This window comes from Microbacterium sp. NPDC077184, assembly GCF_040687055.1.
Classification (GTDB): domain Bacteria; phylum Actinomycetota; class Actinomycetes; order Actinomycetales; family Microbacteriaceae; genus Microbacterium.
The window spans coordinates 1-13,487 of sequence record NZ_JBFBMM010000008.1 but is presented as its reverse complement, the minus strand read 5'-3'; the positions used below and the strand labels follow the sequence as shown (position 1 = coordinate 13,487).

Genomic DNA, 13,487 nt, shown 5'->3' with positions numbered 1-13,487 from the left:
GGGCTGCGTTCAGTACGCGATCCCGTGCGACCGGAAGATGGCCTCAACGCTCTCGCCGGCATCGAGGGCAGCGCGCACGGTGCTGCGCGTCGCGGCGTCATGAACGGATAGCAAGAGCGTCTTCCCCTCGATCTGCGTGATGGGCCAAATCGCGCGGTACTCGACCGCGTGGTCGTCGGCATAGTCGAGATAGCCCCTCAGCTTGTCGGCCGAGTCCCCGAAGTGAATGCCGTGCGGATCGATGATCGTCGGTCGGATGCCGCCACCGACATCGTGGAACGTCACGAAATCGGGGAAGAGTCGGGCCCAAGACCCCGTTCCGCTGTCGCGGTAGGGGATGCACAGCGCTCGGTCGCCGCCAGTCGGGTTGCGGTACCAAGCCACGAGGGTGGGTTCCTCGAGTTCGGTTGTGAGCACCTTCCGCTCGAGCCCGTCGGTCGCAGTCGGCTGCTTCCAATAGCGACCGTCGCCGTCCTGATAGAGGTGCTTCGGCCAGCGGTTTGCTTCATCGTCACGGATGTCGGCGCGGAGTTGTGTGTCGGATGAGTCGGGCTCCATCCGGATCGAGACTGCGTCCTCGATCGTCCCATCGATGATGATGCCGGGGCGGCGCGCTGGTTCCTTCGCTTCCGCCTGAATACGCGCGTAACGCGACCGGTCAGCCTCGGGGAGAAGGGAAATTGCCTTCGCATGCTGCTTGAACCAATCAGCAACGAGCGATGCCGCCGCGGTCTCGACGTTATCCACGACGTGCTCGGTGAGCGCGAGAGCTGCGACCGTGATCTTCGCTTCGATCGGGTCCTCGTCGGGATCCTTATCGACAAGGTAGGCCCAATACGCCTCGGCGGTGCCGTCCTTGAGCGCGCGGCTCGCGCGCTTGAAGACATCATCAATGTTCTTGGCGTCGAGGCGGGTGCCGGTCACGAGTCGCTCGCCATCGATGACAGACCCGTCGATCGAGGTCAGCAGTTCGAACACCGACGCGCTAGACACCGCCTCACGCTTCGACTCGAGTTCTCCGGAGGCGTCTAGCTTGCCTCGTTCATCGTCGAGCTTGCCATTGAGGAATGCGCGAGCGTGGGCGGCAGCATTCGGCCGGACCCCATCGTTCTCGAGCAGTGTCGCCAGCGCATGGAGGCGCCGAACATCCGGTGCGGATGACTGCGAGGGGATCACATAGGTGGGCAGCTCAGCGAGCACCTTCAACGCCGCCTCCATCCCGCTGGGCGCGTGGTAGTCGAGCGTCAGGCGCACGACCTCTGCGGTCGCTCCCGCCTCCCCTCCGGCGAACTGGCCAACGACCTGCATGACCGTGTTTCGGTCGAACCGTGGGAGGTACGCCTGGACGCGGTTCAGCGACTCATCTGACGCGATCCGCCTGGCGAGCGGCTGACGAACGATCCGACCGATCAACTGCGCGATCGGCGTGTAGTCAACCGACGCACGGAGTGAGACGAGCACCTCCGCGCGAGGACAGTCCCAACCGGTCGTGATCGCATTCTTCGCCAGCACGACACGCACGTGAGTCGCGTCTTGGATGTCCTGCGGGGGCATGTAGCGCACCGCCCGATGCGGTCCGAGGTCGATCGGGGCACGTTCGGCGAACGTGTGCACGATGTTCGACGCGACGAGCCCGGGCCACTCCTGGGTGATGGCATCGATCACTGCTCGCACGAGCTCGAGGAACTCGCCATCGTCGGAACGTTCATCGGGGAGTTGAACCACAAGCGCCGGCTTCACCGCGGCCTCCCCCTGCTGCTCCGCGTAAGACGCCCAACGCTGCTCGAACTCCAGTGTCTTCTGCACCGCCAGACGAACGAACGTCGTGTCCGCGGTGACCTCTCCTTGCACAGCCGCCGGCGCCAGCACGATCCGGTCCTTGACGAGCCCGGAGTCACGGACCTTCTCGATCGGAACGACGTAGTTCTTCCGGAACCGATTCTGCTGCTCAAGTGCCTTGTTCAGACGCTGCGCGGTGGCCGAGATCCCGACGAAGACGGGGATCGGGACCTCGCCGTTGATGATCTTGTTCACGACGGTCGGAGAGCCGCCCGGCTTCTCCGTCACTCCGTAGTGCGCCTCGTCGACGACCACCAGGAAGCGGCTCCCGCGCAACCGCACGGTGTTCGCGATCGTCTGCCAGATCGTGTACCGCTGATTGTCGGACCGTTTGGTGATGCGCGCAGATGTCGAAGCGGCTTGTGTGTTGAGGAAGTAGATGGCGCCTGCCTCGAAGTACTCCTCGTCGAACGAGGCGCCCTGCCCGATAAGGCGAATGTCGCTGATCTTCTCGCTGGCCTCCTGCATCTTGCGCGCGGTCTGGGCGTTGAGGCTCGGATCGTTCGTCACCCACAGGATGGTGGTCCCGTCGATGGGATCCGTGAAGTCAGACCCGAAGATCAGCTGCTCAATGACCGACGTTGCGATCACCGTCTTTCCGGCTCCCGTTGCCGCTTCCAACACGACGGCGCCGAGAAGTTCCGAGTCGTTGTCGTAGCGCGCTTGCGCCTTCTTGATCTCCGTGATCAGTGCCTCTGATGCGGTGCGCTGAAAGTCGAGGAGGTGGAACTTCACGCCTCAGCCCTTTCCATTGATCTCGAAGGAGCGCAAGTAGTCGGCATACAGCCTCGTCGTCTCGAGCCGCAGTTCGGGTGGCAGGTAGGCCACGGCTTCCTGAAACTCGCTCTCGGAGTCCGTAACCACGAAGAGGTGATGCAGGTCGCGGTCGTGGACAGTGATCAACTCAGTAAAGGCCTTCGCGTGCGCAGGCGCGAACAGCACCCCATAGCGTGCACCACTCGGGAGCGCCCACAACGCTTCACCGCGCCGCCTGACGACTGGCCCGACGCCGCCTGCCTTCAGCCACAACAGCGGCGCTACCGCGTCGAACCGGCGCCCGAGCGCAACGAGGTTCTCGTCCTCGTACGTGAGTTTGAAGAAGGCGACGTTCTCATCATGTCCGGCTGAGAAGACTGAGCCGTCGGCTCGAACGCCGGATACAACCGTCTCAATGCGGGGTCGGGTGACCTTCGCGGAGACGCCCTGCGCTTCCCACTCGGGGTCACCAGGGCGGTGGCCCCCGGCCCGCAGACTAGCGGCTGCCTTCGAGGAGAGTTCATTGTTCGTGACAACAATTGCCTGTCGCTGGCCGCCATCCTGCGCATTCAGACGCATTACGGCTTCCACGGTCGATCCCGTGCCCGCGAAGAAGTCGAGTACTACAGCGTCGGCCGATCGTTGAGTGGCGATGGAGATCCACCGCGCGAGGACGTCTACATCCTTCGGAAAAGGGAACTCCTTCGATCCGAGGACGGAACTCAAGTGCTGACTTGCTGAGCGCCGATCTTTGTAGAAGCTCGGCATCACACTCCGCATCGACATGTCGCGGAGCGGTGTCTTCAGTCGAGGGCGTACTCCGAACAGGACGCGGTTGTTGGCGATCATCTCGTCCATCAACTCGCGTTTGAAGCGCCATCCGTTCTCTGGAGGTTCGTAGACGACGCCTGTCGCAGGATCTGTGATCGAATAGCGAAGGTTGGGCCTTGGCAAGCTGTTGCTCAGGTCACCAACCTTGATGGCGGTTCCGTCGCTGTCGACCTTGACGTTGTCGCCCAGCCCGGGATCGTACCTGGACTTGTTTCGGTTCCACCACGACGACAGCAGGCGGGACGCAGCTTCGGAGTCGTGCTCGGACTTCTCCCATGCCTCAGCAGCTGCGTCGAGAACGTCTTGTAGGCCGTCTTTCTCAACTTTCCAGCGCACGCCGGAATCGGTGAGAGCCGACATGTCGCGCGCGTATACGAGCATGTAGTCGATTCCACCCGCGTGGAACCGTGAAAGTGACGACCCTCCTCCTTGCCACACGATGTTTCCGACGAAGTTCTGCTCGCCATATATCTGATCGAGGAGCATCCGCAGCCGGTGGTGCTCGTCGTCTCCGATCGCGACAATGATCACCCCGGTGTCCGTCAGAAGTCGCTTGGCGTGGATGAGCCGTCGCTCCATGAACGACAACCATTTCGAATGCCTGTACGCGTCAGTGCTCGCAACGAACCGGTCGTTGTAGATCCAGTCATCCGCGCCGGTGTTGTAGGGCGGGTCGATGTAGATCAGATCGACCTTGCTCTCGTGGGTGTAGAGCAGAGTCTCGAGCGCATAGTAGTTCTCGCCCTCGATCACGACGTGTGTCGGCTTGTCGCCTCCTCGACTGATCTCGCCGAGGGCCTCCAGGCCGGGATAGATCGGGACGCTGAAGTCTTTGACAACGACGAGGTCGTCGAAGGCGTGAGTCGCGGGTTCTCTCCCTTCGATTGTCTGCTTCGCCGCGTCCACGGCAATGACCGACGCGGCGCCGCCCCTGACCGAGAGCACGACATAGTTCTGTTTGTCGGTATCGGCACGAAGTCGCACGACATCGCCGCGCCGCGGCCGGGTTCCGGGAACCTCAAGGTCCTCCGGAAGGTGGCGCTGAAAGACGAGGCCGAAGTCCTTGCGCTCGACGAGCTTCGCCACCTCTTCGGCGATCTGCGCCCGGAGATGGGGGTCAGCGATTCGCTCGATGAGGTTGTCAACATGGGCCACGAGTTACACCGTACCGGCGCCGCCGATCTCAATCGTGCGGGCTATCGCAGTGTCAGATTGGAGGCGCGCGCTGGCAATCTCGAACACTTCTCGGCCCTGCTCCAGGCGGTTCACCGAGAGCCGCCGGCTACCTCGATGTCGATGGCTTCCATGACGGTCTCTAGCCCGTTGAGCGCCAGCACGTCGGTCGGGCGCGCGCCGTCCAGATGCGCGTTGGCGCTCGTCAACCAGACGTCGATGGCGGGATCAGTCCAGAGAATCGAGAGGCGCTCTCGGACCGCCTCCACATCGGACGCGATGCCTTGCGCCACGAGGTCCCGCCCCAGTCGCGCGGCATCATGGCCGAACGCTACTCCGCCGCTGCCGTCGCTCATGGGCCGAACCTATCGGACACGAGGAGGCACCGTCAGTCTCGTAGTCGCTTGACGCCTTTGGCGCGGCTCTCAGCGGGCAGTGAGGTCTGGCATGGCGTCCGGGAGGAGGTCGTCGAGCGGAACCTCCAACACCTGCGCGATAGCGAGAAGGGTCATCAACCTGGGATTGGACGTTCGCTGGGGGCTAGACCGCCCGCGCTCGAGCTGCTGGTACGTGTAACGGCTGAGGTTCGCCTCGTACGCGACGCGATCCTGGCTGTATCCGCGCGCAATGCGGAGCCGGTGGATATTCGCGCCGATCTCTCCGACGTACTTGTCCCAGCCTGACGGAAAGGCCAGAGGACTACGCACCATCCCAGGCTGACGGCGAGGCATGCTGAGAATGGCTCGATCTATCTGGCATTCTGCTCGCATGGCGACGCAACTCGTCGAGGTCGAGTCGTTTCAGATGGCTGTCCGCGATCCCTTCCTCGAGGTACTCATCAGCCTCGTCGGCGAGCCGAACGGCGCCCCCACTGCTCTGCACGCGTACGAGACAACCTGTGCGTGGTGGGATGAGCACGCAGAAGGTCCGACCGCCGATGAGCTGCTGGACTCGATGTTCGAGCCGGCCGACTGGCTCATTGTGATCGACGATCGCGGCAGGCCCCTGTCAGCGCAGTCGGCGCAACTGCAGCTTGTTCGGGACTGGCTTCTGCTCTATTGGTGCCGATTAGGCGCCATCAGCTTCGTCGCTGGAGTGGACCTGGTGGTTCGCCCCGGCAGCCCGGCCCTCATGGCTGGTGAAATTACGTCCGCGAGGCGATAGCGCGCATGGTCCAACGGCGCGTTGGACAATTGGAGGCTGCCATCCAAGACGCCCGGCTGTGAGGGGGCCGGATTGGGGGAATGGGAGAGGGGGTTCGAGTTGCAGAAGGAATATCCGACGTTCGACTTCGACCAGGTCGACTTCGTCACGTCGGACACGCACTTCAGTCATGCGCGCATCAGCGAGCTCGCCGGTCGTCCGTTCGAATCGGTCGAACAGATGGACTCCGAGCTGATCCGCCGTTGGAATGAGGCGGTCGGTCCCGACGACGTAGTTCTGCACTTGGGCGATGTCGCGCTCGGCCCGATCGCCGAGTCAATGCCCCTGACCGCGCAGCTCAATGGGCGCAAGTTCCTCGTGCCAGGTAACCACGACCGAGTGTCGCCCGCGACGCAGTCCCCGTCTGCGATCGAGCGATTTACGCCACTCTACGAACAGGCGGGCTGGACCGTTCTGCCGGAAGTCATTGAGGGTGCCCGACGTGGCGTCCGACTTCTCGCATCCCACTACCCGTACTCCGGCGACACCCAGGAGCAAGACCGGCACGCGTCGCATCGCCCTATCGATCACGGCACCCCGTTGCTGCATGGTCATACCCATGATCGATGGAACGGGCCTGTAGGAAATCAGTTCCATGTCGGCATCGACGCTTTCGCGTACGCGCCTATCCCGTTCTGGGTAATTGACGCCTGGCTTGACGACCTCCGCCGCGAGGACGACGAGATCGTTGCGATCGTACGGGAGAGGATCGCGATGGAGGACGAAACACCGCTGGCCGAGGTCGCAGAGCGGTTCGGGGTCGAACTCCCGCCCCTCGACACGCCAGATCTGGACGATCGGCGAGGGAGCGCGCGTTGACTGACGGAGGCGACGTGACAAACGCGCCCGCGACGGCCATGGACCTCGTCCGGCGTGCGCGGGACGGCGAAATCTCGGGGGACGATCTCGTCGCCGTCTTGCTGACGTGGCAGTTCGAACCGCAGCACCGAACTCGGGGCCTCACGGATGACTGGGAATCCCGGCCGAACAGCTTTGACGCGGTGCAGTATGCCTACACCCTCGATCTGCTCGATGAGGATGCGTATCGGCGCATCGCCGATCGTGCCGGGCGGTCCAAGGCAGCGGGTCGCAGGTAGACAGCTGCCGACAGCGTGGATCGCCGTCCGAGCAAACCGAGCTGGTCGTGGCTCGATTCGTTTAGCCATCCAGCATGTTGACGACCCTGTCGCAGCGAGGGCATTCGAGCCCGTTCACGCGGCTGACCACCGACGCCTCCCAGACATGATCGCTCGAACACCGCCACAAGACTTTGGCCTGAGAGGTTGGTTTCACACGTTCGGGTCGCGACCTATTGCTGACGTCCCACTCCGCAGCGAGGTCAGGTCTCAAGGTCGCCAGATCGGTCGTTCCCGGAACGGCGCGACGACCGTAGCAGTGGGGGCAGCCACAGGCCCGGCGACCGGTTCGGCTTGCGATCACAGCCTCCCATTGGTGCCCGTGCTTACAGTTCCACAGCGCGCGTTGCTTCGAACCCGCGGGCACCTCGGTCGGCTTGCGCGCGTTCGAGGCGTCCCACTCGCTTACCAAGTCGGGCCGAACCGTGGCAAGGTCGGTCTTGCCGACGATGACGTATCTTCCGAAGCAAAACGGGCATCCCGTGCCGAGGACGTGCCGCCGATAGATCGCAGCCGTCCATGTGTGCCCCTCTGCGCACTGCCAGACCACCTTCTTTCCCGAGCCCGGAACGACCTCGTCCGGCCGCAGCTTGTTGCTGGAATGCCACTGCCCAGCGAGGTCGGGTCGGACTGTCGCCAGGTCCGTTACCCCGGTGATGGCCCGCTTGCCAGCACACATCGGGCAACCTTGGCCGCTCGAGCGATTGTTGATCGCCGCGTCCCACCGGTGGCCGCACTCGCCTGTCCACCAGACCTTCATGGCGGAGAAGGCACCGACGACATTCGGCGTGAGGTCACCGTTTCGCTCGAAATCCCATTCCAACGCGAGGTCAGGTCGAACCGTTGCGAGGTCGGTCTGTCCCGGGACAGCCCGGTTCCCGGCGCAGAACGGGCACCCGGAGCCATTCCGCGTGCGATTGGCTATCGTTGCCGTCCACCGGTGACCTTCACCGCAGACCCAGTTGACGCGGCGGTTGGAGCGCGCGCCGACATGGTCTGGGTCGCCCGCATTCGATCCAGGGGTGCGATCCCACTCGGCAGCCACAGCGGGATACTCGGAAGCGAGATCCGATTGTCCCAGCCAGGGCGCTTGGCCAGCACAGTGGGGACAGCCCGCTATCGCTCGCACGTAGGGTGTCGACTGCCAGGTGTGTCCCGCGTCACACGTCCACCACGCCTTGTATGAGGTTCCTCGTGGCTCCCATGGGTCGCGGTCTTGATCATTGCGACTCCAGTTCCACTCCGCGACAGCCTGCGGTCGGCGCTGTATCCATAACGGGTACGGCGCTGTGACGTCGATGATCGTCGGAGTGTCGACGAGGTCCAGCGGCACGTCCAACGGGTCGATGCGAGTGTGGCGGACTTCGCGGCGCCGTGGCCGCAGCCAGAGGACGATCCGCTCAATCAGCACGTCGGTAGGTGCTCCGCCGAGAGGGAGCGAGGAAGCAATCGCGTCGCGGAGCGCTGTGGAGGGGAGCCCCACCCACTCGTGGACGGTTGCCAAATCGGAGAGCAGCTCGAGAACCCGCACCATCTCGGGGTAGAGCGCCGCGCGTCCGTGACCTTCGTGGTCCTCCACCAACGGCGCCAGCTCCGGCTTCCATCCCTCTGGTCGGGTAAGCCACGCGTTGTCGCGCACCATCTCCCATACCCGCGCGTGCAGGCGCGGGTCAACGCGCCCTGAAGCGACCAAGCGCCGAAATCGCCGCTCTGCCTTCGCTTGATGGTCGCTGCGCTCTGCCACCAGCTGCGTGCCGGGCGTCGTTCCGGGGCCAGCCCAGACCATCTGACCTGGATGCCGAAGGCACCAGTTCTCGCGATCGTGGGGTATCTGCTCCACAAAGTCGCCAGCGGAGCAGAGGCGGCAGAGGAAGCGCTCGGGATAGGTAAGGGATGGGTCAGGCTGTGCAATGTCCCGCAGGCGACGGTAGTGGCCTTCGGGCCGTCCGGCGGCAGCCTCGACAATGGCAGCGGCCGCGGCCTCGTCCTTCCACACTCGGTAGATGTACAGCTGCTTCTCGGAGGTGAGCCCTCGCTCGACGTCCTCGAACGGGATTCCCGCGGCACGGGATTGACGCCGCGCGTACGAGCGCGGTGACTCGAGCCGGTGCCACTTCGGCCGGATCGCCCATGCCCGAGTGTCCGTCACGCCGCCTCGACCAAGTCCTCGATCGTTATCGGGTGACGGACTGGTGTCGTGCGGCGCAGGCCATCGAGGACGGTGAAGAGCCGGTATCGCGTGACCTGCTCGTCGCGCCGGTGGTGGTCGTCGAGAATCGAAGCGACCAACCGTTCGACGATCAGAGCGAGTACTGCGAGGCGCCCGTCAGCGGCCTTCTGCAAGACCCGGGCGTTCCGCGTCAACGTGCCAGGAGTATGTTCGCAGAGCGGGAGGTTGCGATCGAATGTCGTGACCCAGCGGTCCCACAGTGCACGCCCCGTATCGGTCTCGTCAGCCCGACGCAGCTCTACCATGTCGCATCGCATCGTGACCTGGAGACCGTCGCCCTTGCCGAAGGCCGTTCCGCTGGCCAGGCTGATGCCGACCAATGCCACCGTAGTTGAGGACTCGTTCTGCAACGCCTTAATGACGCTGGAGGGCTCGCTGCCCCCGAGATTGTGCGCTTCATCGATCACGAGGAGCTTCGTGCGGTGGAGGTGCAACAGATCAACGGCGCGGTGCCGGAGTTCGTCGGTGGTGATGTGCTTCGGCAGCACGATAGTCGGCGCGACGAATCGGACGATCTGCGCGAGCAGGGCCTTGCCGGTCGCGTGGTCGGTCATCTCTACCCAGACCACAGGAACTTCGCCGTTGTCGGCATAATCCGGGTATCGCTTGGCGTGTTCATACTCGACGGAACGAGCCAGAAGGAGGGCGAGTTCGGTCTTTCCGTAGAACATCGGCGCAGAGATCATGAGTCCTCGGCGAGAGTTCTTGCGACGGGGATTGGAACTGATGAGCTTGGCGAGGATGCCGGCACTGAGGTCTTGCTCGGGGGTCGGCACCCGCAGCGTCAGTCGCAGAAAGTCGTCGCGTGCCTGGTCATACGCCGAGCGATCGTCAGGTCGCAGCGCAGCGTAGTCAGCGAACGAGAGGGCCGGCGGAGGCGGCGGGAGTGAGTTGAAAGCCTCTCGTAGTCCCGGCAGGGTGGTCTTTCGGTCGTGATCCAGGATGAGCGGCTCGACGATCACGAGCGGATGTCCTTGATAGTGACGATGTCGTATGCCGACGAGTGCCAGTCGATGTCGTCTACGTCGACTGGAGCGGCCCAATCCCGCAGTTTGATCGGCGTCGACTCGGCAGCTCCGTCAACGCTGTCGCCTGATTCCGCCCGAGCGCTTTGATCGCGGAGATGCTTGCTCCGGGCGCGTTTGTCGCTGCGCGCCCGCCGTTCGACAGAGTCCAAGAACTCTGCAGTCTTCGGAGTCTCGCCGCCCTCGCCAGCCCCGAAGTGCTCGACCAGCTTCACCGCGGCCTCCGCGGCCATCCATGCCGATCGATCATCGAGCGCCGTGTCCCAGCACTCGATCCACTCGTCTGTCTCCGGATGGCGCACCCAGACGGCGTTGAGGTTGTACGGGTCGTAGCTGATTTCCACCTTGCGGGCAGTTCTCGAGCCGGGTGAGGCTGTCCCGGTCATCGACCGTCCGCGGAGATCGGCGAGGAGTGGCGAGTCGTAGGTGCGGTTCTGGAACGCGATGCCCTCGTTGCTGATGATGCGGGGTTTGGTGGGCAACAATGCGAAGAAGTCCTCGGCGCGGAACGGCAGTTGGACGCCCGGACCCACCTCGAACAGCGCCGCGTACATCTGGTTGGGCGTCCACTCTCGGCCGGGAAATAAGGGCGATCTCAATCCGCCGTGTCGGGTGTTGAGGTAGACCGTCGTGATCCACGTTTCAAACGCGAGGCGTAGTGAATCGAGTGTCAGTGTCGGCGCGTCGCGCTTGCCACGATTGGCCACCGAGTTACCCGTGGAGCCGGCCAGCCATGTTGCAAAGCTCGTCGAAGTTGTACCGAAGTTGCGCTCAACGTGCGGCTTCACCGTCGGCGTGTTGGGTGGCGCCAGCACAAGGGTGATGCCGAATGCACGGCAGGCTGCCTCGAAGGTGGCGGAGCGGTAGTCGGCGCCCCCGTCGACGGTGATCGCATGAGGGAAGATCCATGGGACCGCCAGCGAGTCATCGTCGAGGTAGGGGTTCACCCGTTTCATCAGCTCGATGGGGAGAGTTGCAGATCCCGATAGCACCGCCGCCGGGGAGCCCGGAATGGCGCGGCGTCCGACGATGGCGCGCGCCAGAAGCAGGGCATGATCGAAACCGTTCGGCGCGTCTGCGTGGATAGCCCACGCAAGGGGAACTCGACTCGCAACGTCGAACAGCACGGTCGCCGTCGGGCGGAACACGTTCCCCTTGTCGTCCCATACCTGCACGTCGAGCTTGGTCGAGTCGATCTCGCAAACCGCGCCGAGACGCGACGCGTTTCCAGAGAAGAACGCACGGTCGGGGCTGTTGGCAGCTGTGCGTCGAGTTGTTGCCTTGGCGAAGCTGTATCTTCCGGCGTCGCGCTCGTTGATGTAGCCCTGCAACGTGCCGTCTTTGATGGCACAGACAGTGTCGCCGGGATACATGCTCTCTAGCGTTCGGCGCACCAACAGCGCGCAGTGGCGTCGGGTGCTCGTCGGCATGTCCCTGCGATCGTCGAGCGCGCGATCGATGACGGCAACGAGCCGCGGGTCGGCCTTCGCAATGGCTAGCCGCTTCTTGCTCTTGCGGTGCATGCGGGCATCAATGCCGGCGGCACCGTGAGCCTGGTACGCGCTCCACAAGTTGTATAGCGTGCGCCGAGATCGTGAGAGCGACGTGCCCGCCAACTCGGCGGTTTTAGAAGCGATGCGCTGCTCCTGGCTCGTCTCTGCCGGGTCATAGAGTGGTCGCGGGCTGGTGGCGGTTGCATCCATGGGTATTCCTCGGAAGGCCTCAAGCAGATGCTTCTCCATGTCACGTACGTCGCTCGGCCAGTCTCCCTCGCTCGGTCGCAGAGGGAGATCGGTGCCGCGGCGCGCGGTCCCGGCGTGCGCGAGCAGTTCCGGCACCGAGAGGACCAGCCAGTCGTCAGCAGACCCGTCTCGGCGGAGCTTCGCCTCGGTGCCGCGGCGCACTCCCTCCCATACCCAGGTCTCACCGTCAATCTCGACGGCATCGCCTAGCCGAAGCTTGTGATCGTCAGGCATTCGCCAACGCTCCTTCCCGGACTTGCTCCGAGGTCGTGAAGACGGTGTCGCTGCTGAACGTCGCGGCGAGATCGAGTTTGAGGAGTCCTCGCCACGCGAGGTTGTCGACCCAAGCGCATGCGAGTGGCGGGCAGTCCGGCGATACGATCCGGCACAGTTCGCCACGCGTTCTGCCCCCGCGCGCGGCATCCACGATCAGCGCCTCAACCCGAGCTGTCGGCCTGCAGCGGTCGTGACGGGATGCCGATATGCAGTCGAGGTTTCTCGTCGCGAGCGGGTCATGTCCGGTCAGCACGCGGTAGTGCCACCCGAGCGCGTCGCAGACCTTCGCCGTCTCCTCGAACTGCTGGCGTGCCCGCTCATCAACGAGCTCAGCCGGACGAACGTCAAACAGCCCGTAGCTCCCGTCCGTGAACTGCGCCAAGAGATCGGGTATGTGCCAGTGGCCCGACAGCCGCGACCCGTGCCCGAACGCGATCGCCATCGGCTGCGACCACAGCAGGTCCACCTGGCCGCCATAGTCCAGCCACAGAACCTCCCAACGCTCCTCTTGCGACTCGCACCACACGTGGCTGCGCGAGCGCTGCCAGAAGTAGAGCGCGCCGGTGAAGTAATGCCGAACGCCCTTGGAGGTGCGTACCTGCGTCGGATCGATCGCGGCCCAGTCCAATGCGCCGAGCTTCCTGTCGGCGAGGGCATGCTGTTGGTGCTCGCCGGGCCCGTTGGCATTCACGCGGGGCACCCAGTGCAGCTCGGTGCCGACAGAGCGGCGTCTGGTCGTAATCCGCTTCGCGATGTCGACCGGTCGCACCAGGATGCCTCCCACCGGGCCCGCAGCACTGCGTGCCTGGTGCTGATGCTCCCGTTGAGCGAGCGAAGCGGTCGGAGCCGCGTCGGCGTTTCGCTGCATTCAGTGCAAGGTCAGCCGAGCCCAGTGCAACGAAAGGGCCTCAAGTGCAACGAGAACGCGTTCCCGACACGCATGTCGGTATCGCTACTCGATGACACTAGGTGTCGCGCCGGAAGGACACTTCTGAGGGTTGCGCGGCATCCTTGTCGTGACACTTTCCTGAGACAGGCCGCCTGGCGGACCTTGGGAGGCGCCAGCGCACACGGCGAGGAACAGGGCGATTGATGGCACCTCCCGCAGGGGAATCTGGACTGATCATTATTCGGGTGGCATGTGTTTGCTACTTGTATTCTCGGAGCATCTTCTCCGGTGAGGTGACGTCCCGCTGTGTGGTGGATTTTCTCAACACCGTGCGGGTCAGCTGTTGTGATTATGCCGCGGTCAGTTCTGGGATCGCCACCTCCTCTT

Annotated in this window: 11 protein-coding genes; 3 read left to right on the top strand and 8 right to left on the bottom strand. The window is 64.0% G+C overall.

Features of this window, described 5'->3' with window-relative positions:
* Positions 1–9: 9 nt before the first annotated feature.
* From AB0O93_RS13665 to AB0O93_RS13650, 4 genes are all read right to left on the bottom strand, one after another.
* Positions 10–2,574, bottom strand: coding sequence for a DEAD/DEAH box helicase family protein (locus AB0O93_RS13665; protein WP_363344252.1), 2,565 nt, complete (start codon positions 2,572–2,574; stop codon positions 10–12).
* A 3-nt stretch (positions 2,575–2,577) separates the two neighbouring features.
* A complete protein-coding gene (locus AB0O93_RS13660; protein ID WP_363344250.1) occupies positions 2,578–4,581 on the bottom strand; it encodes a site-specific DNA-methyltransferase in 2,004 nt (667 codons plus the stop codon).
* Between the two features lie 110 nt (positions 4,582–4,691).
* Positions 4,692–4,955, bottom strand: a complete 264-nt coding sequence (locus AB0O93_RS13655) for an antitoxin Xre/MbcA/ParS toxin-binding domain-containing protein (RefSeq protein ID WP_363344248.1) — start codon at positions 4,953–4,955, stop codon at positions 4,692–4,694.
* 69 nt (positions 4,956–5,024) lie between these two features.
* On the bottom strand, positions 5,025–5,306 hold the full coding sequence (locus tag AB0O93_RS13650; protein WP_363344246.1) for a helix-turn-helix transcriptional regulator: 282 nt from the start codon (positions 5,304–5,306) through the stop codon (positions 5,025–5,027).
* 61 nt (positions 5,307–5,367) lie between these two features.
* On the opposite strand from AB0O93_RS13650, the gene AB0O93_RS13645 reads away from it, so the two are divergent.
* From AB0O93_RS13645 to AB0O93_RS13635, 3 genes are all read left to right on the top strand, one after another.
* Complete coding sequence (locus AB0O93_RS13645) at positions 5,368–5,763, top strand: hypothetical protein (protein ID WP_363344244.1); 396 nt, start codon at positions 5,368–5,370, stop codon at positions 5,761–5,763.
* A gap of 99 nt (positions 5,764–5,862) precedes the next feature.
* Positions 5,863–6,621, top strand: coding sequence for a metallophosphoesterase (locus AB0O93_RS13640; RefSeq protein WP_363344242.1), 759 nt, complete (start codon positions 5,863–5,865; stop codon positions 6,619–6,621).
* Between the two features lie 14 nt (positions 6,622–6,635).
* Positions 6,636–6,899 carry a hypothetical protein gene (locus AB0O93_RS13635; RefSeq protein ID WP_363344240.1) on the top strand — a complete coding sequence of 88 codons (264 nt, stop codon included), beginning with the start codon at positions 6,636–6,638 and terminating at the stop codon, positions 6,897–6,899.
* A gap of 61 nt (positions 6,900–6,960) precedes the next feature.
* Here the strand turns inward: AB0O93_RS13635 and AB0O93_RS13630 are convergent, their stop codons facing one another.
* The 4 genes from AB0O93_RS13630 to AB0O93_RS13615 are packed head-to-tail and all read right to left on the bottom strand — an operon-like array spanning position 6,961 to position 13,079.
* Positions 6,961–9,087: a zinc-ribbon domain-containing protein gene (locus AB0O93_RS13630; RefSeq protein ID WP_363344238.1), complete on the bottom strand. Its 2,127-nt coding sequence runs from the start codon at positions 9,085–9,087 to the stop codon at positions 6,961–6,963.
* Entirely contained in the window at positions 9,084–10,130 is a 1,047-nt protein-coding gene (locus AB0O93_RS13625) for a TniB family NTP-binding protein (protein WP_363344236.1), read from the bottom strand. The genes AB0O93_RS13630 and AB0O93_RS13625 overlap by 4 nt, the downstream gene beginning before the upstream one ends.
* Positions 10,127–12,169 carry a Mu transposase C-terminal domain-containing protein gene (locus AB0O93_RS13620; protein ID WP_363344234.1) on the bottom strand — a complete coding sequence of 681 codons (2,043 nt, stop codon included), beginning with the start codon at positions 12,167–12,169 and terminating at the stop codon, positions 10,127–10,129. The genes AB0O93_RS13625 and AB0O93_RS13620 overlap by 4 nt, the downstream gene beginning before the upstream one ends.
* A complete protein-coding gene (locus tag AB0O93_RS13615) occupies positions 12,162–13,079 on the bottom strand; it encodes a hypothetical protein (RefSeq protein ID WP_363344232.1) in 918 nt (305 codons plus the stop codon). The genes AB0O93_RS13620 and AB0O93_RS13615 overlap by 8 nt, the downstream gene beginning before the upstream one ends.
* Positions 13,080–13,487: the final 408 nt, after the last annotated feature.

Coding starts and splice junctions, on each gene's coding strand:
- AB0O93_RS13655 (WP_363344248.1), bottom strand. CDS start 4,955: ATGAGCGACGGCAGCGGCGGAGTAGCGTTCGGCCATGATGCCGCGCGA.
- AB0O93_RS13645 (WP_363344244.1), top strand. CDS start 5,368: ATGGCGACGCAACTCGTCGAGGTCGAGTCGTTTCAGATGGCTGTCCGC.
- AB0O93_RS13620 (WP_363344234.1), bottom strand. CDS start 12,169: ATGCCTGACGATCACAAGCTTCGGCTAGGCGATGCCGTCGAGATTGAC.
- AB0O93_RS13615 (WP_363344232.1), bottom strand. CDS start 13,079: ATGCAGCGAAACGCCGACGCGGCTCCGACCGCTTCGCTCGCTCAACGG.